We start from the raw sequence: 24,083 nt of genomic DNA on the forward strand, positions 1-24,083 counted from the left end.
CGCGTGCGCGCCGAGACGGCCGTCTCGCGGCGTCGCGCCGGGCCGGGGCCCGTCCGGCGCGGGCGCCCAGGCGAAGCCGAGGGCGCCGCCGAGCAGGCCCAGCAGCATCCCGACGAGGAACCCGCCGAAGTTGGACGTGAGGAACGACGCCAGGGACAGCAGCACCGCGAGGATGCCGTAGAAGCTGCGCTGGGCGGGCTGGAACCACATCAGCGCACCCGCGGTGACGAGCAGCGCGCCGATGAGCCAGCTCGCCACCCCGGCCATGCCCTGGTGGACGATGAGCGGCATCGGGGCCAGCGGGATCGCGACCAGCTCGACGCCGCCGAGGACGGCGAACACGCCTCCCCAGAAGGGGCGTGTCCGCCGCCAGCGGAGGAATCCGTGCGGCGCGCGGGGAGCGGGCGGAGCGGGGCGAACGGGTCCGGTGGGAGGGGTCATGGCCTCAGAAGCACTCGGCGCCGAGCTTCATGCTGAGGTCGTTCAGCTTGAAGGTCCCGGCGGTGGTCGCCCACGCGACCTGCTTGACGTTGCGGAGCTCGATCGAGGAGGCCTGCTGCCCGAACATGCCCGCCGGGCCCCGCGCCCCGTCCGGGCCCTTGTCCAGCGTGCTCGCGTCCCGGCCGATCTCGATGTCGGAGAACGTGGCGTCGGCGTTGAGCTGCTCCACGTCCAGGACGAGGTCGCTCGCCTCGACGGGCTTGGCGCCGGTGCCGGCGGTCAGCCGCAGCGTGAACGGGCCGACCTTCACCGACTGGCACATGTCGCGGATCTGCGCGGACCTGATGGCGGAGACCTGCACCGGGTGCTTGGCGCCGTCCTTGCCCGCGTCGACCCCGCCGTACTGGACGAAGCCCTGCCCGCTCAGCGAGTCGGCGCTGACCTTGAAGCTTCCGCCGGAGACGGCGAAGGAGGAGGCGATCGCGCCCTGCGCGGTCATGAAGACCAGGGCGCCCGCGCCGACCGCCGCGGGGGCGGCGATCGCGGCGAACCGCTTCCAGCGGACGCGGCCGGGCGCGGCGTCGGACGAGGGGGACATGGGGGCCTCCGGGGGGTCGTGGTCCGGTGGGGGACCGCGGTGACACGGGTTACTGCTGTGACGCAGAGTGCAAGTTACCCCCAAGTACTTACTTGCGACAAACCGGACAAGCGTCATCAAAGGTAAAAGATTCCAGTTCTCTGACCTGCAAGATCATGTTCTGGAGGAGTCGGCCGCCCCGGCGGCCGTGAAGCGGGAGGACGGCTACGGTAAGTAGCCGCTGACGAGCGCGGGAGACCCGCCTCCGCAAGGGATGGAAAGGGCGCTCAGCCGCCCGCGGCCAGGGTGTCGAGTGCCGCCCGCAGGTCGGCGACGTGGGCTTCCAGCTCGTCGGCGGGCTCGCCGGACCGCAGCCGGGCGACGTCCGCCTCGATGCGGGCGACCCGCTGGTCCAGGGCCGCCAGGAGCCGGTCGCACCCCGCCGGGGCGGCCCCGCCCTCGCCCTCCTCCAGCGTCTGGCGCAGCAGCCGGGCCTGCTGCTGGAGCTGCTGGTTGCGGCGGTGGAGCTCGACGAACACCGACACCTTCGCGCGCAGCAGCCACGGGTCGAACGGCTTGGTGAGGTAGTCGACCGCGCCCGCCGCGTAGCCGCGGAACGCCTGCTCCCCGGCACCGCCGCCCGCGGTGAGGAAGATGATCGGGACGTCCCGGGTGCGCGGCCGGGCCTTGATGTGCTCGGCCGTCTCGAACCCGTCCATCTCCGGCATCACGACATCGAGCAGGATCAGCGCGAAGTCGTCGTTCAGCAGTTCCTTCAGGGCGGCCTGGCCGGAGGTGACCGACACGACCTCCACCGGCAGCGCGTCGAGCACGGCCGCGAGGGCGGTGAGGTTCTCCTCGCGGTCGTCGACGGCCAGAATCCTCGCGTCGTGCGGCACCGGGCTCCCTCACGTCGGTGACGGCCTGCGCCGTCCACCCTGTCATGGTCCTGCGGGGGAGGACAGTGAATCCCCGCAGAGTAAAATTTCTAGGGCAGCCAGCCGGGTTTGACCAGTCCCGACTCGTAGGCGAACACCACGAGCTGCGCGCGGTCCCGCGCCCCGAGCTTCACCATCGTACGGCTGACGTGCGTTTTGGCCGTCGCGGGGCTCACCACGAGCCGGGCCGCGATCTCCTCGTTCGACAGTCCCTCGCCGACCAGCGCCATCACCTCCCGCTCACGCTCGGTGAGCGCGTTCAGCCGCGGCGAGGGCGCGGGCTCCTTGGCCCGCGCGGCGAACTCGGAGATCAGCCGCCGGGTCACGCCGGGCGACAGCAGCGCGTCCCCGTCCGCGACGGCCCGGACGGCGTGGATCAGCTCCACCGGCTCGGTGTCCTTGACCAGGAACCCGCTCGCCCCGCCGCGCAGCGCCTCGAACACGTACTCGTCCAGCTCGAACGTGGTGAGGATCACGATGTGCACGCCGTCCAGCCGCTCGTCGGAGGCGATCCGCCGGGTCGCCTCCAGGCCGTCCAGGCCGGGCATGCGGATGTCCATCAGGATGACGTCGGGACGCAGCCGCCGGGCCAGCGCCACCGCCTCCTCGCCGTCGCCCGCCTCCCCGGCGACCTCGATGTCGGGCTGCGCGTCCAGCAGCGCCCGGAACCCGGCCCGCACCAGCACCTGGTCGTCGGCCAGCAGCACCTTGATCATCGCGCACCCTCCTCGGGCCCGGCCGGGCCGGCGTCCAGCGGCAGCCGCGCCCGCACGCCGAAGCCGCCGCCGGGCCGCGGACCGGCCTCGAACGCGCCGCCGAGCGCGGCGGCCCGCTCGCGCATGCCGCGGATCCCGCTGCCGCCCGGCCGGTCGTCCAGCAGGGACACGCCCCGGCCGTCGTCCTCGACCTCCACCACGATCTCGTGCTCACCGTAGGCGATGCGGACCCGCGCCGTCACCGGTCCGGGGCCGGCATGGCGGGTCACGTTCGTCAGCGACTCCTGGACGATGCGGAACGCGGCCAGGTCGGCGCCGGCGGGCAGCGGCCGCCGCTCCCCGGTGACCTCGGCCTCGACGTCCAGCCCGGCGGACCGCGCGCGGGCCAGCAGGTCGTCCAGCCCGTCCAGCCCGGCGGTCGGGGCGCGGGGCGCGGTCTCGCCCTGCGCCCGCAGCGCGCCGATCACCCCGCGCATCTCGGTGAGCGCCTCCTTGCTGGCGTCCTTGATGGCGGCGAGCGCCGTCCGGGCCTGCTCGGGGTTCTCGTCCATCAGGTGCAGCGCCACGCCCGCCTGCACGTTGATCATCGAGATGTTGTGCGCGAGCACGTCGTGCAGCTCGCGGGCCATCAGCAGCCGCTCCTCGCTGGCCTGGCGGCGCTCCTCCTCGGCGCGCGTGCGGGCGGTCTCGGCGGCGCGCTGCCGGCTCATCCGGATCAGCTCGGCGGTGACGAGCACCACCAGCGCCCAGCCGACCACGAAGCCCGACCCGCCGAGCGTCGGCTCCTCGACCGGGAACGGGCCGCCCTGGCCGCGCTCGGCGGCCGGGACGCCGATCAGCGCGGTGAGGGCGAAGAACGCGGCGAGGCCGGCGCCCGTCCCCGCCCAGACCAGCAGCCGGTGCCCGGCGGTGACGGCCGCCATCATCGCGACGGCCAGGGCCAGCGGCGCCGGGCCGTAGGTGTAGGCGCGCAGGAAGTACAGGGCGGTCACCGCCGCGGTGGCGCACACCGTGAACACCGGGTGCCGGCGCCGGAACAGCAGCAGGACCGGTCCGGCGAGGAGCAGCGTGAAGCCGAGCGCGTCCAGGTCGGTGTGCCCGACGGACTCGCTCCCGTGCTCCCACGGCGGGCCGCCGGGCCGCCCTCCCGACGGCCGGTCGCCCTGCGCGCCCAGTGACCCGCCCACCTGGAGGAACGCGACCAGCAGCGGGACGACCCACACCGGCCACGCGGCGGGCCGCGGCCAGCGCGGCGGCGAAGTGCTCATTCCTGCACGTTAAGTCATGGGTGTGCCGGGCCACGTCGGCCCTGAGGAGTCAGCGCCCCTACTCCGTGGGAGGTATCCGGAGCCGCGCCCCGAGCCACATCAGAACGGACGGAAACGCGGAGGGACCTCCCGCCTGGGACGTCTCGACGCGCATCGGCGGGCGCGCCAGCGCGGCGAACCGCCGGGCCTGCTCGTCGCTCCTCCCCGCCGCGACCAGGACCGACACCGGGGGCGGCGGGACGTTCTGGAGCCGCCACAGCAGGTCGTCGCCGAGCCGGTAGCGCTCGCTGCCGCCGTAGAGGTCGCCCGCCGGCGCGCCGAACCGGCCGCCGACGCTCGCGGCGGCGGCGAACCGGTCGGAGCGCACCATGGCGAGCCGCGCCGCGCACCATCCGCCGTCGCCCGCCCCCGCCAGACCCCACCCCTCGCGGGCCTCCGTCACCCGGTACTGCGAGGCCAGGGCCTCCGGAAGGTCCTGCGAGAGGTAGGTCTCGCCGAGCGTGGCGTGACGCCCCGGCACGTCCATGCAGTCGGCGGCGCCGCGGAGCCGCACCACCGCGTACACCATCGGCTGCGTCCTTCCGGCGGCCCGGAGCAGGCCGGCGTCCCGCAGCCGGTCCGCGGGCGCGGCGTCCCCCATGAGGACCACCACGGGCAGCCGCTCGGCCCGCTGGAAGTACCGCGGCGGGAGGTAGACGTACGCCTCGGCGTCCATGCCGCTGCGCGCGCCGTGAACGGTCAGGCGATCGACCCGCCCGTCCTTCGCGGGGTCGGCCCCGTGGCCCGCCCGCTTCGGGCCGAGGCCGGTCGCGGTGCGCTCCACGAGGCGTCCCGCCGCGCGCCGCGGCTGGACGTGCTCGACCCGGAGGCGCGCGGGATCGTTGCCGAGCAGGTCGTTCCACGTCGCGTAGAAGACGAAGTACCGGTTGGCCAGCAGCACGATCGACGCGGTGAGCGCGGCCTGCGTGGCCAGAAGGAGCCCGGAGCGGGCCAGCACGGCCCGGACGCCCGTCCCCGCGAGCCGCCGCCACAGGACGACGGCCGCCACCGCGCAGCCCAGCGCCAGCAGGCACACGGGTCCGATGAGGGCCGCGCTCACGGGTTCCATGTCAGCCGACCGGTTCCATGTCACTCTCCCCGCAGCCGTGCGCTCAGCCACCTGATGGACGGCGGGATGTACTTGCGGAACGTCTTGAAGTTGTGGCCGCCGCTGCGCAGCAGCACCTTGTCCACGACCAGCGGGGGGCGCGCCGCCCGCATGAACCGCTGCGCCGACGGGAACGTCCTCTCGCCGGTGTCCGCCGACGCCACCAGGATCGACACCGGCGGCGCGGGGAGGCGCCGCAGCCGCCAGACCAGGTCGTCGCTCTGCCGCACGGCCCTGCTCCCGCCGTACAGGTCGCGGGTCGTCGGGTCCATCAGCGCGTCGAAGTGCCCGGCCATGCTGACGGCGGCGGAGAACCGGTCCGAGTGCCGCATCGCCAGCTTCGCGGCGCAGAACCCGCCGGTGGAGTACCCGGCGAGCGCCCAGCCGCCCCGGTCCCGCGGCACGCGGTAGGTCTCGGCGACCGCCTCGGGGACGTCCTGGGCGAAGAACGTCTCGACCTGCGGCCCGCCGGGCACGTCGGCGCACTCGGTGTCCCAGCCCCGCACGACGGTCGGCCGCGTCATCACGTAGATCATCGGCTGGATCAGCCCCCGCGCCTGGGCCCGCGCGACGTCCTCGGGGACGTGCCCCTGGTGGATCCACACGAGCCGGTCAGCCGCCGGGTACCCGGCCAGCAGGACCACGACCGGGAAGCGGCGGGCGGCGTAGGCGCGCTGGAAGTACTGCGGCGGCAGGTACACGTACGCCTGCGACGCCAGGCCCGTCCGGACGCCGCGGATGTCGAGGCGCTCGACCTGGCCGTCCTTCGCCGGGACGTGCTCGGCGCGCGGTCCCGGGTCGAGGCCCGCCTGCACCGTCCGCACGACCCTCGTCGCGGCGGCCGCGTTCCCCCCGTTCGGCCGGTGCGCCTCGGCGCCTCCGCCGGCGGCGCTCAGCAGGTCCGTCCACGACCCGTAGAACAGGTAGTGCGCGTTCAGGGCCGCGACCAGCGTCAGCAGGACGGATAACTGGCAGCCCGCGAGCATCAGCGCGCGGGCCCCCACGGCCCGGGGACCGGGCGCCGCGGCACGCGGCCAGGCCCGCACGGTCGCGGCCATGCAGCCGACGGCCAGCAGGAAGAGCAGGCTCAGCGTCCCCGCGCTCGTGAGTCCCACGCATCTACTACGACCGGGGGGCGGAAAAAGTTCAGCGGTCCCAGCGGACGGGCAGGTGCGCGAAGCCGTGCCGGGCGCTCGACCGCAGCATCACCGGCTCGCCCGCCGGCCGGGGCAGGCCGGGCCGTTCGAGCAGCGCGGCGAGCAGGGCGCGCAGATGCACCCGCGCGAGCCGCGCGCCCAGGCAGGCCCGGTGCCCGAACCCGAAGCACAGATGGGGCGGGGCGTCCCGCAGGAACCGGTCGGGGACGAAGCGCCCCGGCTCGGGGAACACCTCGTCATCGTGGTTCGCGGACACCAGCCACAGCATGACCTCCTCGCCCGCGAGCAGCGGCACGTCGCCGACGACCGTGCCGCGCTGCACGGTGCGCCGGACGTGCAGCACGGGCGTCCACCAGCGCAGCATCTCCTCGACCGCGCTGTCGAGGAGCCGCTCGTCCCGCCGCCCGTCGCGGAGCCGGACGTACTCGGCGGGGTGGCGCAGCAGGGCGTGCAGACCGCCGGCGAGGGTGTTGCGCAGCGTCTCGGGGAGGTCGCGGGCGACCTCGCGGACGAAGTCGACCCTCTCCCGCGGCGGGATCCGCGCGAGCATCGCCTCCACCGGAGGGTCCATGTCGATCAGCTCGTCCTCGCCCGGCGGCTCGTCCCCGCTCAGCGGCCCGTGCACGACGCCGTCCACCTGCGGGGAGAACGTCTCCGGGTGCGCGAGGGCATGCCGGACGTCGCGGTGGCGCAGCACGGCCCAGGCGCCCGGCCGTCCCGCCGTGCGCCCGTCCAGCCACACCACCGGCGTCCGCGTCCGGAGCCGTTCGAGCCTGTCGTAGGGGACCCCGCGCACGTAGGCGTCCGGGCAGTCGAGGACCCCCGTGTCGGAGATGGGCGGCGTGCCTCGCCGTTGAGGCATGGGAACCTCCTCTACCAGGCAGACGCTAACGCGTTACGGCCGAACTCTGAAGGGCCGCATTCGGCCGTGCCCAGCGGAAACCCCGCCGAAACGGCGTGCGGACGCTCCTGCGGGCCACGCTCCGGCCCCGCGGCCGGACGGACCGAGATGGGCGGCGTTTCCGATAGCAGTGTTTTGATCACTCTGTGGTAGGTTTAATCCCTGCTCAATGGGGGTTTTTAAGGGGTGCGCGGGTTGAACCGCAGGAAGCTCGGCCTCGCGGCCGTCGCGTTCGTTCTGGTCGTCGGTGTAATGGAAGTTCTGGCCCTGAGGCTCGGTTCTCTGGAGTTCTCCCTCCCGTCGAATTCCGGCCATCCGGCTGTGGCCGACCAGCAAGGCGGCAAATAGGCCGTCGGAAGTGGCAGCCTCCCCCGGTGCGGGAGAGGCTGCCGGTCCGGAGGCCGCCGCGATCGAGGCGACGGCCTGAGTGGTGGCCCTGAGCGTCGTGACGCCCTGGGATGGATGCCCCGAGGTCCTCTCTAGCCGACCACGGGGGGCGTTGCGGTCCCGACCGCGCATGCGACCACGAAGTCGCGGCGCAGGCGGTCCTCGATGTTCAAGGTCGCGAAGGCCACGTGGAACCGCAGCTTCCGCAGTACCCGGAGAACCGCCAGAGCCATGGCCAGCCGCCGTTCGCCGAGGGTGGACGGCCGCCGCGTCTTCGAACGCAGCCAGCTGCAGCGGGAACCGAAGTAGCCCTCGACGTCTCCTTCGCTGGGCCGCCCGCGGTCGTGGAGCAGTTCTTCCACGTTGTTGCCGCGACCTCGGAACCGGTCGATGATCAAGCGGAGCGCGTTGAGTTCGAGAAGGCTCAGCCCGCAGGTCCCGGGGGACTCACGGAGCCGTTCGAACTCGTCGGGCCGCACTCCGCCGTCCCGCCCGCGGCAGTCCCGGTGCAGGATCCTCCACCGGTCGTACCGGGAGAGCTCGCTGAGCGGCCGGCGGTGGCGTTCCGCCCAACCCATGCCCAGCGCCCGACCGGTCAGCGAGTTCACTTCCCGGAGCTCGTCGAGGTCGAGCACACCCGACCCGGTCACCAGGTGCACGGACGGGGGCTTCCCCGTCTCGAACCTCCGGATGACGAACAGGTGGGTCACGCGCTCATGCTCGGCGTCGAAGTCCTCCGGCCGGAAGGGGCCCTCCGTCGAGGGGACGAAGTGGAGGCCCAGGTCGCCGAGGCGTTCCCAAGTGATCGTTTGCTTACCACGCATGGGCATGGTTCGCTCCTTTTGAGTTGAGTCCAGATCTGCGGGGCTCCTGGAGCCCGACGGCACCGGTGTCCGGTGCCGTCAGTGATGATCGTCCGGCTCGCCGCGAGTACGGCCAGGCGCGTGAGGCGCTCGCGTGGGAGTCGCGCAGGCGGCGATCAGATTTCGCGCCTGTGCGCGGAGGCCGGGCGTACCGCCGTGCGGAGCCGGAGGTCGAAGGTCCGCGGACCTGAGGCAGGACGGCCGGGCGGCGGCACAAGCCGCACGGCCCGCTGCCGTCCCTGCCGATCATGGTTCTATGCGAGCTCTGCACTCATGGAGAGGTGTTCGAGGAGGACCACGGGGATCTCCCTGCTGGTCTGCTCCTGGTATGCCGCGTATTCCGGCATGGCGGACACCATCAGGCGCCACAGGCGCGGACGCTCGGCCGCGGTGGCGCGGCGGGCGCGTGCGGTGAAGGTGTCCTTGCCGACCTGCACGGTGACGTTCGGGTCGGCCAGCAGGTTGAGGTACCAGGCCGGGTGCCGGTCCGCGCCGCGGTTGGAGGCCGCCACGACGTAGCGGTCGCCGTCGCGTCCGTAGACGAGCGCGGTGCGGCGCAACTCGCCGGATTTCCGGCCCCGGGTCGTCAACAGCAGGTCGTTCACGCCGGGCCGCGGCCGGCCGCCGGTCTCCTCGAAACGGCGGATGTGTTCGGCGACCCAGGCGTTCGGGCTGTCGTGGACCTCGGGCATCACGCCTCCCGGACGCTGACCGCGGTCCGATGGTGGCGGGGCGCCTCGATCTCGTCGACGAGCGCGATCGCGAAGTCCGCGTAGGTGATCCGGCTGGCCGGGTCTCCATGGTCGGCGATCCGGTACCTGCCGGTGCGGGCGCCGTCATGGTCGAAGTCACCGGCGGGAGCCACGTACGCCCAGTCGAGGTCGCAGGTCCTGAGCTCGTCCAAGCCCGCCGCGTGGCCGAGGTAGAAGGAGCGGTACTCGTTGGGGTAGCCGGGCTCGTCCATCAGGGGGGCACCGGACGCCCCCGGCATGATCGATGCGAGGCCGACCACCACCAGGCGGCGCACGCCCGCCTTCGCCAGGCCGGTGCCCAGGGCGCGAGCCGACGCGGTGAAGAAGTCGTGCGGTGCCACCGTCAGGTCCGCGGCGGCGCTGACGGCGGCGTCCTGCCCCGTGGCCGCCTGCTCGATGCTCTCCGCGTCCGTGACGTCGCCCGCCACGACCCGCACGTCGGTCAGGTCACCGTGACCCGCGGGGTCGCGCACCACGGCGGTGACCTGGTGGCCGCGCCGGCGTGCCTCGGCGACCGCCTGCCGTCCGGCCCGTCCACCCGCGCCGAAGACCACGATGTTCATAAGAGACCCTTTCACCAGGGCCGGAGCCCCTGTGCCCGGCCACTGCGCGGACGCTATCGGGGGCCGTGGTTACCGCCTGGATACCGGCTATCGTGAGGCCATGAGGGAACCCCTGCCCGCCGACATGTTCGACGAGCTGTGCCCGTCCTCGCTCAACCCGATCCGATTCGGTGACAAGTGGGCCGGGCTCATCGTCCGCTGCCTTGAGAATGGGCCCCGCCGGTACTCCGAGCTGCGCGTGCCGCTCAGCCGCGTCACGCCGAAGGTCCTCACCCAGTCGCTGCGGTCCCTTGAGCGCGACGGCCTCATCAAGCGCACCGTCTACGCGGAAGCCGCCCCGCACGTGGAGTACGAACTGACCCCGCTGGGCCGCAGCATGCTAGAGCCAATGGCGGCCGCCTGCGCCTGGGCGGAAGAGCACTGGGACGAACTCCTAGAAGCCCGCGAGTCGAACACTCACACGGCCCACCTCAACCCCGCCGTATAACGCGCTGTCACCGGAGGGGCCGTGCTGGAGAAGTTGCCGGATGGTCTGTGGGCCACTCGGTATGTCGGTGCTCGCTTTCCGGGGGCGCCGCCGGTGGCCGAGAGGCCTGGGCTCGCTGACGGGGCCAACTGCCAACTGTTCGCCTATGAGGTGCTCAGGATGCTCGGACTCGACCCGCCTGACCTGCGGTCGAGTGAGCTCTGGGCTGATGCGGAATTCACCGAGCGGGTAACTACGCCCCGTCCCCTCGACCTGGTCCTGTTCAACGCCACCCAGAACGCGTGGGGCGCTCACGTGGGAATCGTCGCCGGCGACGATCAGATCCTGCACCTGTGCGCCGAGGTCGGACACCCCGCCGTGTGGAGCTGGCAGGAGTTCGAGGACAGACCGCGATACCGAACTCTGGTCGGCATCAAACGCGTCATGCGCCGCCTGCGGTCTCCGGGGGCATAGGCCCACCGACCGAGAACGACGTCAAGGCGATGCCGGCCGTCCGGCGGTTCTCGCTGTTACCAGGTGGAGGGGAACATGCGGTGTTTGAGGAGTGCGTCCACTTGGACGGCGGCGTGCTCGATGTCGGCGCAGGGGGAGAGGTAGCCGCGCCTGCCGCGTCCGGCGTCGTAGTAGGCCCAGCTTCCTCCGGACGTCGCGCGGACGCCCACTGTCAGGCGGACGTGGTCGTCCGGGCTGAACGCGAGGACCAGGAGCAGCGGCACCCAGGTGGGGAAGTCGTCGCTTTGGTAGTGCTTGATGCAGCGGTATCCCTTGGCCTCGATCGCGGCGGCGAGCAGCTCCAGATAAAGGATCGCCGTTGCGCGCCCCCGCAGGGTCCGCCACCACAGCAGGCGCCGCCCCGCCTGGACGATCAGCGAGCGCAGCGCGCCCATACGATCTTTCCCTCCTCGTTGAGCGGCCGGACGCCCCAGTCGTGGACGAGCTCGGACAGCAGCAGTAACCCGCGCCCGCCCTCGGCGTCGCCGGACTCGCCCTGGACGACGGGGAGGGCCCTGCTCTCGTCCCACACCTCGATGACGGTGAGCGCCTCGCGGACGTCCGGAAAGATCCGCACGACGATGTGCCCGACCCCGACGTGCTTGTAGGCGTTGGTAACCAGCTCTGTAACCACAAGCCGCCCGACGAAGTCGTCGGCGTGCCCGAGCTCGCGGAACCGGCCGGTGAGGTAGCGCCGCGCTTTCGCGGGAGCCTCGTCAGACGGTTGCAGGACGAGCGGCGCCGCCTCCGGCGCGAGCATGACCGCTGGCATCGTGAATTCCTCCGGCCTGAACAGCGGGTGATCTCGACGGAGCCATCACGTCAAAACGGTAGAACTCGCCATTATCACCCTGTGTGATCGGATGAACACCATCAGGCCACGAGTCGCTCTACGATGTCTGTGTAGCGAATGAGCGCTAACAAAAGACCAACAAGCGCTAACAGTAGTGATGACAGCCCCACGTATGGCACTCCGGGAGGCCATCATGGCGATGTACGGCAGCGTTAAGCCCGAATTCCTGAGCTTTGGGGCAGAGGTCGGGCGTCTTCGGAAGGCGGCGGGGCTCAACCAACAAGCCCTGGCTGACCTGGTCAACGTGACGCGCAGTTACATCGCGCAGGTCGAGTCCGGTCGGACGCGCTGTCGACGGGAGTTCGCACTTCGACTCGACCGAGCACTCAAGTCCGGAACGGCCCTCGTCGAGACGTGGGATGAGCTACTAGAATCAATCAAGTCAGACAAGTATCCCGAGTTCTTCGCCAACTTCCCGAAGGCTGAGCAGACAGCTATCATGCTCCGTGCTTTTGAGGAGCGGATCGTCTATGGATTGTTCCAAAAAGAGGCGTACGCTCGCGCGCTTCTGGGTGATGAAGACGCAGTGAAGAACAGGATGAGGCGGCAGGAGATTTTGGTTCAGAACCCCGGACCGGCACTCTCGGTGGTAATGGACGAGACTGTCTTATATCGCGAGGTGGGCGGAAAGGAGACGATGAGAGAGCAGTTGGAGTATCTCATCGAGCTCTCCTGTAGAGACAGGATAACTCTCCAGATAGCTCCGATCCGCTACATACGAAACGTATGGGCGCCCTTCGTTATCGCTACGCTGCCCGACCAGCGCCAAGTCGTGTACACGGACAATGCTTACGGAGGTGAGACCACGACAAGCCCAAGACATGTGGCTCTGGTGAATGAGACGTTCATCGTGTTGCAAGGAGAGGCGCTCAATGTGAGAGATGCGCGAGCGCTGATCAGAAAGGTGATTGATGAGAGATGGAAGTGACTGAGGTTGTGTGGCGCAAGGCTTCGCGGAGCAAGGAGGACGGCTCGAACTGCGTAGAGATGGCCAAGTTTCCCGGCGTCGTCGCGATCCGTGACAGCAAGGACCCTGATGGCTCCAGGCTGCTGATCGATAGCGGCGACTTCATGCTTTTTATGGGTGTTCTGAAGGCTTACTGAGCCTGGGGTGCGTGCTGTTGGAGTGAATGCTGAAAGGCTCGTAATCGTGGTCCACTGTTCGCAGGAAGGGGAACCCGGTGAAAGAGTTGGCTTCAAGTGCGGCGGTGTGGAGGAAGTCGTCTCGCAGTAATGAGTCAGGGGATAACTGTGTCGAGGTTGTTGGCGACGCGAGGGCTGTGGCAATACGCGACAGCAAGGACCGATGGTCCCAGGCTCGCCATCGGCCGCGGCGAGTTTCGGCGCCTCGCTGCCGCACTCAAGAACCTTTAGGTCGCCCGTCTGAGTCGAGAAGCGGTCCGGTGCCAGGGAGCTCCGCGCCGGCTCCTGGCATCACCACGACTCGTGCGGAGCACCCGGGTGAGTGCCGGGGACCGGGGGGCGGGCCGCACCAGGACCTACCAGTCCTCCTCCTCGCCGCCGCGCATGTGACGCCACTGCTCTACGACCTCCCGCGCACCGCGTGCCAGCTCGGCGTAGTGCGCCGGGCATTCCCACAGTTCGCGGGCCGAGAGCTCGACGGGCACCGGAGTGTCCGGGTGGTCCTCGGGCGCGTACAGATGCACCACCGCCTCATACCTGACTTGGCTCAAATTAGTGCGCACCGCGGTCGTGGATGCGGGTGAGGGCATCGCGGAGGTCGTCGGGTAGCGGGTCGACGGCGGTGAGGGTGTGCTCGCCGGCCTGGATGTTGATGGTGCGGTAGCGGCGGGTGGTGCGCACGAACTTCTTGATCGACCAGCCGGTGGTCTGCTCGATCCACCTGCTGACGGCCAGGGCGGCGAACACGACCGTCAGGTGTGCGTCGATCGACTCGCGCTTGTGGTGGTAGATCGGCCGCGCACGTAGGTCGTGTTTAGACGTTCGGAACGACTTCTCGATGTGGAACAGTCGGTGGTAGGCGTCGATCACGAACTCGGCGGTGACGTCCGGGAGGTTGGTGACGTAGCCTTTGAGGCCGGCAAGGGCGCGTGCCTTGGCTTCCAGGGTCCGGTTGACACTCTTGGTGGCGCCGGTGAGCTGGATGAACCGGTTGCGTTTGACCGCGGTCTTGCCGGCGACGGCCTGCTCGGCCTTGGCGACCTGTTCGTCGATGCCGTGCAGGGTGCGCCGAGCCCGGTCCGCCCGGTACTGGTAGTAGATGATCTGGTCGCGGCGCTGGTCCTTGGGGCCGGCAGGCCAGGGCTGGGTGAAGATGTGCCCGTCGGGGATCTGCTCATCCGGGTGCTCGTGGCGCCACGCCTGGACCACGTACGGCACGTCGGGTATCCGCGCGCCGAGGATGAACGACAACCCCGCGGCCTCGATGGCCTGCTGGTTGGCCGCAGAGATCATGCCAGCGTCGGCCACGACCGTGACATCAGCCAGCTGGTGGGCATCCATGAACGCACGGATGGTCGGCAGCATCGTAGTGGTCTCGCCCCGGTTGCCCTCGAACGCGTTAGCCATCAACGGAAACCCGCTTGCGTCGGTGAGCAGCCCGATCGTGATCTGCGGCTCCAGGCGGCGTTCTTTGGAGAACCCGGGCTCACGGAACCCGTCCCCGGCATCGGTCTCGAAGTACAATTTGGACACATCGTAGAGAACCAGTGACGCCGGCCCCAGATCAGCGGTGCGGGCGCACGCCGCGGCCAACTTCTGCCGCCAGGACTCTTTCGCGAACGCGGGCAGATGCCGCTTGAGGGTCGCGTACGCCGGCGGGTCGAAACCTGCCTCCTCGACCACCCGCAGACTGTCCAGCTTGCTGGTCGGCTCGACGATCCGTGCCAGCACCAGTAATCGGAACACCTCGTCACCACCAGCGGCCTCCTCGAACCCCAACAGCTGGTAGGCGTGGCCGAGCGCGTCCCACAGGTACCCCATCCGCGACGACGTGATCGCAAGCGGCCCACCACCAGCACCACTGCCGGCCTGCAACGCCGCGAAGTCCGGGCCAAAGTCGAGCTCGGGCTGCCCCACAGCCAGACGCTTCCTCGCCACCGCCTTGAGCGCCTCCAACGCCGCATCGTCATGCGCCGAGCCGATGTGCTCGATGTCCCGCGACCCGCGACGCGAGGAGTGCACGATCTGCACCGCCCTGGCCCCCGACGCCGTCTTCACCGTGCGCACATACGCCACGAGAGACAGCCTAGAACCGGCCGCTTAGTGCGCAGATTTTCGCCGTTCACACGACGAAACCGCAGCTCAACAGCCAGCACCCTACCCAAGATCAGCGATCTTGAGCCAAAGTCAGGCTAAGGTGACGGAATGGTCATGCGGGTGGCGGTTCCCGTGCTGCCGTGCCGAGATGTGCAGGCAGCGCGGTCGTACTTCACGGACGTGCTCGGATTCGACACCATATTCACCTGGGAGACCCCACCTAGCTACGCGGCCGTGATCCGCGACACCGCCGAGTTCCACCTGTACGCCGAAAGCAGCGTCGGCCCGGCCAGGGTGACGGTTGTCGTCGACGACGTCGATTCCTGCCACGACGAGCTGCGCGCCCGCGGCGCCGACATCGTCGAGCCACTGGCTGACCGGCCCTACGGGATGCGCGACTTCAACGTACGGACACCCGATGGGCACTTGTTGATCTTTAGCCAGCCGCTTACCGAGTACGGGTGACCATCAGCGGACCAGCCGGAAGAATGACCGGACCTCGTCGACGAACAACGCCGGCTGCTCGAACGCCGCGAAGTGGCCGCCCTTGCCGGGCTCATTCCAGTACCGGGTGTTCGGGAACCGGCGCTCCGCCCACCGCCGAGACGGGCGCTGCAGCTCCTTGGGGAAGACCGAACAGCCGGTGGGTCCGGTCACCGGCGCGCCGGCCGACCCGGAGATCTATTCGTTGACCTGCCGGAGGCTTTCCCAGTACAGCCGGGCGGATGAGGCACCGGTGCCGGGCAGCCAGTAGAGCATCAGGTTGTCGAGCAGCTCATCCCGGGTAATAACCCGATGCAGGTCGCCACCGGAGTCGGTCCACGACCAGAACTTCTCGACGATCCAGGCGCAGAGGGCGGCCGGCGAGTCGACCAGCCCGTAGCCGACCGTCTGCGGCCGGGTCGACTGCTGCGCCGAGTATCCGGAGCCCCATTCGTCCCCCTCCCGCAATGTCGCGAGCGCCGCCCGCTCGGCACCGGTGAGGTCGTCCAACGTGGCCGGATCGGGCGGTGCGAGCGGCGGCATGAGATGGATGCCGACGACCCGATCGGGTTGCCGTTGACCGATGCTCGTGGCGATGCTGGTGCCCCAGTCGCTGCCCTGGGCGCCGAACCGCCGGTAGCCGAGCCGGACCATCAGCTCGCACCACGCGTCGGATATCCGCTCGATCCCCCACCCCGGCGCGGCCGGCTTGTCGCTGAAGCCGTAACCGGGAAGCGATGGGCAGACCCCTAGAACCGGCCGCTTAGTGCGCAGATTTTCGCCGTTCACACGACGAAACCGCAGCTCAACAGCCAGCACCCTACCCAAGATCAGCGATCTTGAGCCAAGTCAGGCCGCGCACCGCGTGCCAGCTCGGCGTAGTGCGCCGGGCATTCCCACAGTTCGCGGGCCGAGAGCTCGACGGGCACCAGAGTGTCCGGGTGGTCCTCGGGCGCGTACAGATGCACCACCGCCTCATACCGGGAGTCCACGTGCGTGGTCGCGGACCAGGGGTGCCGGGGTGCTCGCATGAGGCGTCCGGGCCGATGGTGTCCAGAGCCGCGACCAGGTCGCGGGTGTAGGAGGGGGGCAGGCCGTCGTAGGTCTGGGCGATGCCTATCCACAGGGACAGGAACAGGCCGATCCGCTCCTCGTCGCGCACCGACGCAATGGGCCGGCCGGTTCCAGCGGCGCAGGTCCGGGCCTCACGCTCGTTTTCGCGGCGAGTCTTGGAAACCGCCCCGGGAGGCCGCCGGGGCTCCGTGGTTGTGCTCGGCGGTTTATTCTAGCGCTAGAGTAATTCTGTGGCCGACGACCTGACGCCCGCTGAGCTGACGTTGCTCGGACTGCTCGTGGAGAAGCCGAGGCATGGCTACGAGCTGGACGAAGTCATCGACGCCCGGGGCATGCGCGAGTGGACCGAGATCGGCTTCAGCTCGATCTACTACCTGCTGACGCGGCTCCGGGACCGCGGGTTGATCGCCGAGGTCGACGCGCCGCGGGGCGGCCGGGGGAAGGCTCGCCGGGTGTACGGGCCGACGCCCGAGGGGTACCAGGCCTGCGCGCGGGCGGCCGAGGCCGCGGTGGCCGAACTGCGGCCGGTGTTCCCGCCGCTGCTGGTCGGCCTGGCCAACCAGCCCGTCATCCCGCCCGAGCGCCTGCGGGACGCGCTCGACCGGCGGGCCGCGGCCCTGGCGGAGAAGGCGGCCACCATCAGGGCGGCCCGCGACGCGCAACCCGACGTGCCCGACTTCGTCCGCGCCACCTTCGATTACGCGCTGGGCCAGTTGGCCGCGGAACAGCGATGGCTGGCCGAGTACCGGGCGGCCCAAGACGACGACCGATCTCTTGAGAAGAAGGCAGACGGCAATGGATCGCTATGACGTCAAACGAGAACTCAAGCAGTGCTACGCGCCGAAGAACACCGACTGGGCGCTGGTCGACGTGCCGGCGCAGCAGTTCATCGCCGTGGACGGTAGCGGCGACCCCAACACGAGCGCCGACTACGCCCGTGCCGTCGAGGCGCTCTACGCCGTCGCCTACACGATCAAGTTCGCCGGCAAGGCCCTCGGCCGGGACTTCGTCGTCGGGCCGCTCGAAGGGTTGTGGTGGGCCGACGACCCGGAGGTGTTCATCACCCGCGTCAAGGACGCCTGGCAGTGGCGCATGCTCATCAGCCAGCCCGACTGGATCACCCAGGACGACATCGAGGAGGCCAAGCAGGCCGCGCTGGCGAAGAAGGGCCTCCCCGCGATCGCCGAGGTGCGCCGCGAGGCCCTGAAGGAGGGCACCTGCGCCCAGCTCCTGCACGTCGGGCCCTACGACGATGAAGGCCCCGCGCTCGCCAGGCTCCACCACGAGTACCTCGCCGCCAACGAGCTGCGCATGTCCGGGCACCATCACGAGATCTACCTCGGCGACCACCGCCGGACCGAGCCCGCCAAGTTCAAGACCGTCCTCAGGCAGCCCGTAGAGGCGGCGACCTGACGAAGCGCTCCTCTGCGCCCCCGGCCTTCCACAAGTTGAACCATGGTACAAGTAGTACGTTTGTTCAACTATCGATGGCGGGGCGTGGTGGGCATGGAGCAGCGGGTGCGCGCGGGGTGGCGCGAGTGGACGGGGCTCGCGCTGCTCGCGCTGCCGACTCTGCTGCTGGGGCTCGATGTGACGGCGCTCTACCTCGCCGTTCCGAGCCTGTCCGCGGATCTGGAGCCGACCGCGACGGAGACGCTCTGGATCATGGACGCCTACGGCTTCTTCATCGCGGGCTTCCTGATCACGATGGGGACGTGGGGGGACCGGGTCGGACGGCGCCGACTGCTGATGATCGGTGTGGCGGCGTTCGGCGCGGCCTCGGTCTTCGCGGCGTTCGCTCCGAGTGCCCTGTGGCTGATCGTGGCGCGGGCACTGCTCGGAGTGGCCGGCGCGACGCTCATGCCGTCGACGCTGTCGCTGATCAGCAACATGTTCACCGACGTCCGGCAGCGGGCGTCGGCGATCGGCGTGTGGGCGACGATGTTCGCCCTGGGCATGGCGGCGGGTCCGGTCACGGGCGGTGCGCTGGTCGCCGGCTTCTGGTGGGGTGCGGCCTTCCTCGTCGCCGTGCCGGTCGCCGTGCTGGTGCTGGCCGGCGCGCCGGTCCCGCTGCCGGAGTACCGGACCTCCGGCGGCCGCCCCGACCTGCCGAGCGTCGGGTTGTCCCTCGCGGCGATGCTGCCGATCGTCTACGCGCTCAAGCATGCGGCGGTCCAGGGTCTCGACGCCCAGGCGTCGATCGCCGCCCTCGTCGGCGGCGGAGCCGCGGCCGCGTTCGTCCGCCGTCAACTGCGCCTGAGCGAGCCCCTGCTGGACATGGAGCTCTTCACCGGCCGGGCCTTCCGCGCGGCGCTGTCCGCCCTCCTGCTCGGTCTGGTCGGTTTCGGTGGAGTGATGTTCCTGGTCACCCAGTACCTGCAGCTCGTCGAGGGTCTCTCCCCGATGGCGGCGGGGCTCTGGATGGGGCCGCCCGCCCTGGCGATGCTCGTCGGCGCCCTCGGTGCCCCGCTCCTGGCCGGCCGGATGTCACCCGGCGTCGTCATGTCGGCGGCCTTGGCCCTGTCCCTGCTCGGATACGTGCTGCTCGCCCTCGCGGGGACGGGCAGCAGGCCGAGCGTGATCGCCGGATTCGCGTTCGCGTACCTGGGACTCGGGGTCATCGCCGCGCTCGGTACCGACATCGTCGTTGGTGCGGCACCGTCGGAGAAGTCCGGCTCGGCGGCCGCGCTCTCCGAGACCGTTCAGGAACTCGGCGTCGCTGTGGGGGTCGCGTTGCTGGGAAGCCTCACCACCGTGCTCTACCGGAGCGGAGTCGAGGCCCCCTCCGGGGTGACGCCGTCCGTGGCCGACGCGTACGGCGACAGCCTCTCTGGAGCCTCGTCCGTCGCGGACCAGTTGCCGCCCGCGGCCTTCGATGCCGCGAGAACCGCGTTCACCGGCGGACTCAACACCGCCGCCGCGGCGGCGGGCATCGCCGTGGCTGCCGCTTCGCTGGTCTGCTTCACGGCACTGCGCCACCTGCGGCCCATCGGCGACGCTGATCGTGAGGCGGACCCGATAGCCTTGACGAGCATGAGCGGCGACCGCGGGTGAGCGACAGGATGGCGGCCGAGCACGGCACCGTCGATGGGCGGAGAGCACGCGGTCAACGCCGCCGGGCCCAGATCATCGAGGCGACGCTGGCGGTCGTCCTCCGCGACGGCGCCGCCGGGGTCACCCATCGCAGCGTCGCCAAGGAGGCGGGGATCACCACCAGCCTCACCCTCTACTACTTCGCGACCTTGGACGACCTCCTGGTCGCGGCCCTGAGCAGCATCACGGACGAGTACACCCGGCGCATACGCGGGCTCATCGAGTCCGACGACGACCCGCTCGACGGTCTCGCCCGCCTCCTCGCCGAATCCGCCGGTGCGGGCCGGGAGCGTGCCCTCGCCGAGCGGGAACTGTCGACCCTGGCGGCTCGCCGGCCCGCCCTGCGGCCGGTGGCGCGACGCTGGCGCGACAACGTCGCCGAACTCGCCCGGACACAGACGGACGACCCCGACGCGGTCGAAGCCTTCGTCGCCGTGTCCGACGGCCTGTGCGCGGCCATCCTCCTCAACGACGACGAGGCCGATCCGGACCATATCCGCGCCGTCCTCGGCAAAGCACTTCAGCAACCTCGCCATTAGCCCTTTCCTGGGCCAGGCCCGACCGGCGTCACGAGCGAGCGGTCCCCGGTTCCCTGTGCGTCGTCGGTCACCTGGGCGTGAGGGCCACCGGGAATTCGGTCACGCCTCTGACGAAGGCGTTTCGGAGGATTCGGGGGCCCTCGTCGTCGGCCCATTCCGCTGTGTCCACGCGGGCTATGAACTCCTCGAAGAAAATCTGGAGTTCCAGGCGGGCCAAGGACGCGCCCAGGCAGAAGTGGGGGCCCAGGCCGAAAGCAATGTGGTCGCCCGGGCGGCGGGTCACGTCGAAGACGTCCGGGGCCTCGAACACCGACTCGTCGCGGTTGGCGGAGCCGTACATCAGGAGGATCTGGCCGCCCGCCGGTATCTTCACGCCCGCTATCTCGGCGTCGGTGGCGGCGACGCGGCACATGTTGAGGATCGGGGTCGTCCAGCGGACGAACTCCTCGACGGCGTCCGGGATGAGGGACGGGTCGTCGCGCAGTCTCCGCCATTGCGCCGGGTGCCGGATGAGGGCGTCCAGGGCGGTCGCGATGACGGTGCGGGTCGTCTCCGCGCCGCCGACCAGGAGGAGCAGGGCCTCGTGCGCGAGGTGCTCGTCGTCGTAGGCGGGCTGGTCCGGGCCCGCGTTCGACCAGATCGACAGCAGGTCGTCGGTCGGGCGGGCGCGGCGGTCCTTCGCCATCTCCAGCACCGCGAGGGCGTACTCCCCGGCGGCGATCGTCGCGTCCTCGGTGATGTAGCGCAGTCCGCCGCCCGCGTACACGGCCGTCGCCGACCAGTGGACGAGGCGCGGCCACATGTCCTCGGGAAAGCCGAGCAGCCAGCCGATGACGCGGGCGGGCAGGGGAGCGGCCAGCGCCGGGACGGCGTCCACGGTGCCTGCTTCCAGGGCCGTGGTGATGCAGTCGACGGCGGTCGACCGGATGCGGTCGGCGTAGCGGGAGACGCCGCGCGGGGTGAAGCGCTGGTAGACCATGCGGCGCCGGTGCGCGTGCTCGGGGTCGTCCTGCCCGATCATCGAGGGGTCGGCCGGCAGTTGCGGGCGGTACCCGCCGGAGTTCGTCCACACCTTGGGGTTCCGCTCGACCGCGAACACGTCGGCGTGCCGCGCGACGCCCCACAGCCCGTTCTCCGCATCGTGGTAGACGGGCGCCTCGGCGCGGAGCCGCGCGTAGACGGACCAGGGGTCGGTGGCGTACATCTCGCCGTCGAGAAGGTCGATGACCACGGGCTCGCTCCTCGGGGGCGGGAGGGGGGAGACGTGAGTCGAGACTAGCGTCTCACACAAGCAAGCGGTAGGTCTATCGTGAACCGGGACGCGCTGTCGGTAAAGGGGCATACGCCCGGGATTGGCGCGTTAGGGGGCGATGTACGGAAGAATGGGGAACGGTCACGGCGAGGCGGGCCAGGCGGAGAGGCAGGGCGATTTGAGCGGCGAGGCGCGGTTCACCGTCACGCGGACGCTGAGCAAGGACCAGCAGGCGCGGCGCGAGCGCCTGATCGACTCGGCCCGCGAGCTCGCGCTGGAGGGCGGCTACCCGGCCGTCACCATGCACGACGTGGCCGACCGCGCCGGGGTCGCCCGCGCGACCGTCTACCGGTACTTCGCCACCAAGGACCACCTGCTCACCGAGGTGGCGGCGACGTGGGCGCACCGCGTCACCGACGACGTCGACGCGCTCGCCGTCGGCGACACCCCGCAGGAGCGGCTCACCGCCCTGCTGGAGCGCATCGTGTACGTCGCGGCGGCGGAGCCGACCCTGACGTCGGCGATCATCCAGGCCGTGACCTCGGACGACTCCAGCGTCGACGACGACCGCACCGTGCTGTTCCTCTTCCTGCGCGACCGGCTCTCGACGGCGATCGGCGACCCGGTGCCCGAGCGGGACGACGTCGAGATCGTCCTCGGGCACATCCTGCTCGCCGCGCTGATCAGCCTGGCGTCGCTGCGCCAGCCGGCCGAGGAGGTCGCGGCCATGGTCCGCACCGCCGGGCGGCTCGTGCTGGCCGGCGCGTTCTCCGCTCCCACCCCGACCTGATTTGGTCCACGTTCCCGAGTGGGGATTGGATCTGGAGGACGGACCAATCCGGTCCTAGCGTGCCTCCATGACCAACCCGCTGCTGTTCCTGCTGGCCGCCCTGACGCTCGTCGCCATTCCCGGTCCGAACCACCTCTACATCACCACGCGCAGCGTCGGTGAGGGCCGCCGCGCCGGGATCGCGTCCGCGCTCGGGGTCGAGACCGGCACGCTGGTCCACATCGCCGCGGCCGCGGGCGGGCTGTCCGCGATCGTCGCCGCGTCCGCGAAGGCGTTCGGGTTCCTTCGCTACGCGGGAGCCGCATACCTCATCTACCTCGCGTACCGGGCACTGCGCAGCCGCCACGACCCCGGCGAGCCCGACCTCGAACCGCGGCCGCTTCGCCGCGTCTACCTGGACGGCGTGCTCGTCAACGTCCTCAACCCGAAGGTCGTGCTGTTCTTCCTCGCGTTCCTGCCCCAGTTCGTCGACCAGGACGCGGGCGCGGTGCCGCTGCAGATCGCGGTGATGGGGGCCGCGACCGCGCTGATCGGGCTGGCCGCCGACATCGTGTACGCGGTCGCCGCCGGCTCGATCGGCGCCTGGCTGCGGGCCCGCCCCGCGTTCCGGCGGCGGCAGCGGTACGCGACAGGGCTGATCTACCTGGCACTCGGCGCCGCGGCCGTGTTCGCAGCCCCGAGCCCCCGCCGTGCGTGAGGCTCGCTCCGCGTCGCGCTCCGGCGGGGCGTGGAGGGTTTGTCAGTCCGATGACAAGTGACGCGGCGCAATGCGCGTCGGGTCGTGCAGCCTGCCGGGCCGGGCGTCGGTAGCTTCCGGAGCGGGAGGTGCGAAACGGTGACCACGAGCCTCGACCGGCGCTCGCCGCTGGAACCCTGGGCCGGCGTCCCCCGCGAGCTGTCCACCGTGTTCCGGCCCCACCTGGACGCCCTCGCCGAGGAGATGATCGAGGAGATCCTCGCCGGGATCCCCGAGTACTCCCGCCCGCAGGACGAGGAGTACGCGCGCCTCGTCCGGCTGGCCGTCGAGGGCGCGCTGCGCCAGTTCGTCGACCTCATCATGGACCCGGAGAGCTCCTGGGAGCCGGTCGCCGCCGTCTACCGGGAGATCGGCTGGGCGGAGGCGCGCGAGGGCCGCAACCTGGACATCCTGCAGACGTCGCTGCGGCTCGGCGCCCGCGTCGCCTGGCGGCGGCTCGCCGCCGAGTCCGAGCGGTACGACATCTCCCGCCGCACCCTCGCCGGGATCGCCGAGGCGATCTTCGCGTTCCTGGACGAGATCGCCCGCGCCGCCACCGAGGGCTACACCAAGGCCCGCGAGCAGGAGGCCGGCGAGCTGGAGCACCGCCGCCGCCGGCTGCTCGACCTGCTGCTCGCCGAGCCGCCCGCCGCCCCGCAGGCCGTCGCCGACCTGGCCCGCCTCGCCCGGTGGCGGGTGCCGCGCACGGTCGCCGCCGTCGTCCTGTACGAGCGGGGGCGGCAGCCCTTCTCGCACCCGTCACTGCCGCCCGACGTGCTCGCCGACGTCGACCGCCGCGAACCCTGCCTCCTCGTGCCCGACCCGGAGGGCCCGGGGCGCGGCCGGATGCTGGAGTCGGCACTGCGCGACTGGGTCGCCGCGCTCGGCCCGACCGTCCGCACGGAGGACGCGGCCAAATCGCTGCGCTGGGCCCGGGAGGCGCTGCCGCTCGCGCGCCGCGGCGTCCTGCCGTCCGACCGGCTGATCCGCTGCGCCGAGCACATGCCGGCGCTCGTCGTCTTCAAGGACGAGGAGCTGGTCCGCGCCGTCGCCGAGCTGCGGCTCGCGCCGCTGAAGGAGGTCCGGCCCCGGCACCGCGAGCGGCTCGTGCGCACGCTGCTGGCCTGCCTGCAGAGCGGGTTCAACGCCACCGAGGTCGCGACCCGGCTGCACGTCCACCCGCAGACCGTCCGGTACCGGCTGCACCAGCTGGAGGAGCTCTTCGGCGAGCGGATGTACGAGCCGGAGCTGCGGCTGGAACTGGAGATGGTGCTGACCGTCTGGCTCTCCGGGTCCCCGGCGGGGGCTCAATCAAACGATTGACCGGGGTTGGT

Annotated in this window: 30 protein-coding genes and 1 pseudogene; 13 read left to right on the forward strand and 18 right to left on the reverse strand. The window is 70.8% G+C overall.

Annotated elements, in window-relative coordinates:
• The 11 genes from AB0K37_RS14435 to AB0K37_RS14485 form a co-directional block, all read right to left on the reverse strand.
• A partial coding sequence (locus tag AB0K37_RS14435; protein WP_363980016.1) for a DUF6114 domain-containing protein occupies positions 1 to 441 on the reverse strand: 441 nt, incomplete at its 3' end.
• A gap of 4 nt (positions 442 to 445) precedes the next feature.
• Entirely contained in the window at positions 446 to 1,039 is a 594-nt protein-coding gene (locus AB0K37_RS14440; protein WP_360351916.1) for a DUF6230 family protein, read from the reverse strand.
• Positions 1,040 to 1,305: 266 nt separating this feature from the next.
• The gene (locus tag AB0K37_RS14445) at positions 1,306 to 1,917 is read right to left on the reverse strand and encodes a response regulator (RefSeq protein ID WP_363980019.1); all 612 of its coding nucleotides are present in this window, start codon (positions 1,915 to 1,917) and stop codon (positions 1,306 to 1,308) included.
• Between the two features lie 89 nt (positions 1,918 to 2,006).
• Entirely contained in the window at positions 2,007 to 2,672 is a 666-nt protein-coding gene (locus AB0K37_RS14450; protein ID WP_185027840.1) for a response regulator transcription factor, read from the reverse strand.
• Complete coding sequence (locus AB0K37_RS14455) at positions 2,669 to 3,940, reverse strand: sensor histidine kinase (RefSeq protein ID WP_363980022.1); 1,272 nt, start codon at positions 3,938 to 3,940, stop codon at positions 2,669 to 2,671. The genes AB0K37_RS14450 and AB0K37_RS14455 overlap by 4 nt, the downstream gene beginning before the upstream one ends.
• 58 nt (positions 3,941 to 3,998) lie before the next feature.
• Entirely contained in the window at positions 3,999 to 5,039 is a 1,041-nt protein-coding gene (locus AB0K37_RS14460; protein ID WP_363980025.1) for a hypothetical protein, read from the reverse strand.
• 29 nt (positions 5,040 to 5,068) lie between these two features.
• On the reverse strand, positions 5,069 to 6,202 hold the full coding sequence (locus AB0K37_RS14465) for an alpha/beta hydrolase-fold protein (RefSeq protein ID WP_363980028.1): 1,134 nt from the start codon (positions 6,200 to 6,202) through the stop codon (positions 5,069 to 5,071).
• Between the two features lie 31 nt (positions 6,203 to 6,233).
• Positions 6,234 to 7,106 carry a cytochrome P450 gene (locus AB0K37_RS14470; RefSeq protein WP_363980031.1) on the reverse strand — a complete coding sequence of 291 codons (873 nt, stop codon included), beginning with the start codon at positions 7,104 to 7,106 and terminating at the stop codon, positions 6,234 to 6,236.
• Between the two features lie 518 nt (positions 7,107 to 7,624).
• On the reverse strand, positions 7,625 to 8,356 hold the full coding sequence (locus AB0K37_RS14475) for a hypothetical protein (protein WP_363980034.1): 732 nt from the start codon (positions 8,354 to 8,356) through the stop codon (positions 7,625 to 7,627).
• 293 nt (positions 8,357 to 8,649) lie between these two features.
• A complete protein-coding gene (locus AB0K37_RS14480; RefSeq protein ID WP_363980037.1) occupies positions 8,650 to 9,087 on the reverse strand; it encodes a nitroreductase family deazaflavin-dependent oxidoreductase in 438 nt (145 codons plus the stop codon).
• A complete protein-coding gene (locus tag AB0K37_RS14485; protein ID WP_363980040.1) occupies positions 9,087 to 9,710 on the reverse strand; it encodes an NAD(P)H-binding protein in 624 nt (207 codons plus the stop codon). Before AB0K37_RS14485 ends, AB0K37_RS14480 begins: the two co-directional genes overlap by 1 nt.
• Before the next feature lie 100 nt (positions 9,711 to 9,810).
• On the opposite strand from AB0K37_RS14485, the gene AB0K37_RS14490 reads away from it, so the two are divergent.
• Together AB0K37_RS14490 and AB0K37_RS14495 are read left to right on the forward strand one after the other, a co-directional pair.
• On the forward strand, positions 9,811 to 10,197 hold the full coding sequence (locus tag AB0K37_RS14490; protein ID WP_363980043.1) for a helix-turn-helix domain-containing protein: 387 nt from the start codon (positions 9,811 to 9,813) through the stop codon (positions 10,195 to 10,197).
• Between the two features lie 21 nt (positions 10,198 to 10,218).
• Complete coding sequence (locus AB0K37_RS14495) at positions 10,219 to 10,650, forward strand: hypothetical protein (protein ID WP_363980046.1); 432 nt, start codon at positions 10,219 to 10,221, stop codon at positions 10,648 to 10,650.
• Positions 10,651 to 10,706: 56 nt separating this feature from the next.
• Here the strand turns inward: AB0K37_RS14495 and AB0K37_RS14500 are convergent, their stop codons facing one another.
• Positions 10,707 to 11,084, reverse strand: coding sequence for a hypothetical protein (locus tag AB0K37_RS14500; protein WP_363980049.1), 378 nt, complete (start codon positions 11,082 to 11,084; stop codon positions 10,707 to 10,709).
• Positions 11,063 to 11,461: an ATP-binding protein gene (locus AB0K37_RS14505; RefSeq protein WP_363980052.1), complete on the reverse strand. Its 399-nt coding sequence runs from the start codon at positions 11,459 to 11,461 to the stop codon at positions 11,063 to 11,065. Before AB0K37_RS14505 ends, AB0K37_RS14500 begins: the two co-directional genes overlap by 22 nt.
• A 214-nt stretch (positions 11,462 to 11,675) precedes the next feature.
• On the opposite strand from AB0K37_RS14505, the gene AB0K37_RS14510 reads away from it, so the two are divergent.
• The 3 genes and pseudogenes from AB0K37_RS14510 to AB0K37_RS14520 all read left to right on the forward strand — a co-directional run.
• On the forward strand, positions 11,676 to 12,470 hold the full coding sequence (locus tag AB0K37_RS14510; RefSeq protein WP_363980055.1) for a helix-turn-helix transcriptional regulator: 795 nt from the start codon (positions 11,676 to 11,678) through the stop codon (positions 12,468 to 12,470).
• Complete coding sequence (locus tag AB0K37_RS14515) at positions 12,461 to 12,646, forward strand: DUF397 domain-containing protein (protein ID WP_363980058.1); 186 nt, start codon at positions 12,461 to 12,463, stop codon at positions 12,644 to 12,646. Before AB0K37_RS14510 ends, AB0K37_RS14515 begins: the two co-directional genes overlap by 10 nt.
• A gap of 104 nt (positions 12,647 to 12,750) precedes the next feature.
• Positions 12,751 to 12,801 (forward strand): annotated as a pseudogene (locus tag AB0K37_RS14520) (DUF397 domain-containing protein); the annotation flags it as partial.
• Positions 12,802 to 13,041: 240 nt separating this feature from the next.
• Here AB0K37_RS14520 and AB0K37_RS14525 read toward each other — a convergent pair.
• Positions 13,042 to 13,209 (reverse strand): hypothetical protein, encoded by a 168-nt coding sequence (locus tag AB0K37_RS14525; RefSeq protein WP_363980159.1) that lies wholly within the window; start codon positions 13,207 to 13,209, stop codon positions 13,042 to 13,044.
• Between the two features lie 28 nt (positions 13,210 to 13,237).
• Positions 13,238 to 14,716, reverse strand: coding sequence for an IS1634 family transposase (locus tag AB0K37_RS14530; RefSeq protein WP_363980153.1), 1,479 nt, complete (start codon positions 14,714 to 14,716; stop codon positions 13,238 to 13,240).
• Positions 14,717 to 14,890: 174 nt separating this feature from the next.
• Here AB0K37_RS14530 and AB0K37_RS14535 point away from each other — a divergent pair, with 174 nt between their 5' ends.
• Complete coding sequence (locus AB0K37_RS14535) at positions 14,891 to 15,247, forward strand: VOC family protein (protein WP_053731577.1); 357 nt, start codon at positions 14,891 to 14,893, stop codon at positions 15,245 to 15,247.
• 3 nt (positions 15,248 to 15,250) lie between these two features.
• On the opposite strand, the gene AB0K37_RS14540 is transcribed toward AB0K37_RS14535, so the two are convergent.
• Both AB0K37_RS14540 and AB0K37_RS14545 read right to left on the reverse strand, forming a co-directional pair.
• Positions 15,251 to 15,439, reverse strand: coding sequence for a hypothetical protein (locus AB0K37_RS14540; protein WP_363980061.1), 189 nt, complete (start codon positions 15,437 to 15,439; stop codon positions 15,251 to 15,253).
• A gap of 24 nt (positions 15,440 to 15,463) precedes the next feature.
• Complete coding sequence (locus AB0K37_RS14545; RefSeq protein WP_363980064.1) at positions 15,464 to 16,084, reverse strand: alpha/beta fold hydrolase; 621 nt, start codon at positions 16,082 to 16,084, stop codon at positions 15,464 to 15,466.
• A 485-nt stretch (positions 16,085 to 16,569) separates the two neighbouring features.
• On the opposite strand from AB0K37_RS14545, the gene AB0K37_RS14550 reads away from it, so the two are divergent.
• From AB0K37_RS14550 to AB0K37_RS14565, 4 genes are read left to right on the forward strand one after another with little or no spacing between them, the layout of a single operon-like run.
• Positions 16,570 to 17,148 (forward strand): PadR family transcriptional regulator, encoded by a 579-nt coding sequence (locus AB0K37_RS14550; protein WP_363980067.1) that lies wholly within the window; start codon positions 16,570 to 16,572, stop codon positions 17,146 to 17,148.
• Positions 17,135 to 17,752, forward strand: a complete 618-nt coding sequence (locus AB0K37_RS14555) for a GyrI-like domain-containing protein (RefSeq protein WP_363980070.1) — start codon at positions 17,135 to 17,137, stop codon at positions 17,750 to 17,752. The genes AB0K37_RS14550 and AB0K37_RS14555 overlap by 14 nt, the downstream gene beginning before the upstream one ends.
• A 60-nt stretch (positions 17,753 to 17,812) precedes the next feature.
• Positions 17,813 to 19,393 carry an MFS transporter gene (locus tag AB0K37_RS14560; protein WP_363980073.1) on the forward strand — a complete coding sequence of 527 codons (1,581 nt, stop codon included), beginning with the start codon at positions 17,813 to 17,815 and terminating at the stop codon, positions 19,391 to 19,393.
• An 8-nt stretch (positions 19,394 to 19,401) separates the two neighbouring features.
• Entirely contained in the window at positions 19,402 to 19,971 is a 570-nt protein-coding gene (locus tag AB0K37_RS14565) for a TetR family transcriptional regulator (protein ID WP_363980156.1), read from the forward strand.
• A 67-nt stretch (positions 19,972 to 20,038) separates the two neighbouring features.
• Here the strand turns inward: AB0K37_RS14565 and AB0K37_RS14570 are convergent, their stop codons facing one another.
• A complete protein-coding gene (locus AB0K37_RS14570; RefSeq protein ID WP_363980076.1) occupies positions 20,039 to 21,202 on the reverse strand; it encodes a cytochrome P450 in 1,164 nt (387 codons plus the stop codon).
• 139 nt (positions 21,203 to 21,341) lie between these two features.
• Between AB0K37_RS14570 and AB0K37_RS14575 the strand changes: the two genes are divergently transcribed.
• From AB0K37_RS14575 to AB0K37_RS14585, 3 genes are all read left to right on the forward strand, one after another.
• Positions 21,342 to 22,013, forward strand: coding sequence for a TetR/AcrR family transcriptional regulator (locus AB0K37_RS14575; RefSeq protein ID WP_363980079.1), 672 nt, complete (start codon positions 21,342 to 21,344; stop codon positions 22,011 to 22,013).
• 67 nt (positions 22,014 to 22,080) lie between these two features.
• A complete protein-coding gene (locus AB0K37_RS14580; protein ID WP_363980082.1) occupies positions 22,081 to 22,710 on the forward strand; it encodes a LysE family translocator in 630 nt (209 codons plus the stop codon).
• Positions 22,711 to 22,848: 138 nt separating this feature from the next.
• Entirely contained in the window at positions 22,849 to 24,072 is a 1,224-nt protein-coding gene (locus AB0K37_RS14585) for a helix-turn-helix domain-containing protein (RefSeq protein ID WP_363980085.1), read from the forward strand.
• The last annotated feature ends 11 nt before the right edge of the window (positions 24,073 to 24,083 follow it).

Origin of the sequence: Actinomadura sp. NPDC049753, from assembly GCF_040674655.1 — a bacterium.
Taxonomy (GTDB): domain Bacteria; phylum Actinomycetota; class Actinomycetes; order Streptosporangiales; family Streptosporangiaceae; genus Spirillospora; species Spirillospora verrucosospora.

Coding starts and splice junctions, on each gene's coding strand:
- AB0K37_RS14565 (WP_363980156.1), top strand. CDS start 19,402: ATGGCGGCCGAGCACGGCACCGTCGATGGGCGGAGAGCACGCGGTCAA.
- AB0K37_RS14575 (WP_363980079.1), top strand. CDS start 21,342: ATGTACGGAAGAATGGGGAACGGTCACGGCGAGGCGGGCCAGGCGGAG.
- AB0K37_RS14450 (WP_185027840.1), bottom strand. CDS start 2,672: ATGATCAAGGTGCTGCTGGCCGACGACCAGGTGCTGGTGCGGGCCGGG.
- AB0K37_RS14580 (WP_363980082.1), top strand. CDS start 22,081: ATGACCAACCCGCTGCTGTTCCTGCTGGCCGCCCTGACGCTCGTCGCC.
- AB0K37_RS14480 (WP_363980037.1), bottom strand. CDS start 9,087: ATGCCCGAGGTCCACGACAGCCCGAACGCCTGGGTCGCCGAACACATC.
- AB0K37_RS14535 (WP_053731577.1), top strand. CDS start 14,891: ATGGTCATGCGGGTGGCGGTTCCCGTGCTGCCGTGCCGAGATGTGCAG.
- AB0K37_RS14485 (WP_363980040.1), bottom strand. CDS start 9,710: ATGAACATCGTGGTCTTCGGCGCGGGTGGACGGGCCGGACGGCAGGCG.
- AB0K37_RS14510 (WP_363980055.1), top strand. CDS start 11,676: ATGGCGATGTACGGCAGCGTTAAGCCCGAATTCCTGAGCTTTGGGGCA.
- AB0K37_RS14475 (WP_363980034.1), bottom strand. CDS start 8,356: ATGCGTGGTAAGCAAACGATCACTTGGGAACGCCTCGGCGACCTGGGC.
- AB0K37_RS14440 (WP_360351916.1), bottom strand. CDS start 1,039: ATGTCCCCCTCGTCCGACGCCGCGCCCGGCCGCGTCCGCTGGAAGCGG.
- AB0K37_RS14490 (WP_363980043.1), top strand. CDS start 9,811: ATGAGGGAACCCCTGCCCGCCGACATGTTCGACGAGCTGTGCCCGTCC.
- AB0K37_RS14455 (WP_363980022.1), bottom strand. CDS start 3,940: ATGAGCACTTCGCCGCCGCGCTGGCCGCGGCCCGCCGCGTGGCCGGTG.
- AB0K37_RS14515 (WP_363980058.1), top strand. CDS start 12,461: ATGGAAGTGACTGAGGTTGTGTGGCGCAAGGCTTCGCGGAGCAAGGAG.
- AB0K37_RS14470 (WP_363980031.1), bottom strand. CDS start 7,106: ATGCCTCAACGGCGAGGCACGCCGCCCATCTCCGACACGGGGGTCCTC.
- AB0K37_RS14500 (WP_363980049.1), bottom strand. CDS start 11,084: ATGGGCGCGCTGCGCTCGCTGATCGTCCAGGCGGGGCGGCGCCTGCTG.
- AB0K37_RS14555 (WP_363980070.1), top strand. CDS start 17,135: ATGGATCGCTATGACGTCAAACGAGAACTCAAGCAGTGCTACGCGCCG.
- AB0K37_RS14505 (WP_363980052.1), bottom strand. CDS start 11,461: ATGCCAGCGGTCATGCTCGCGCCGGAGGCGGCGCCGCTCGTCCTGCAA.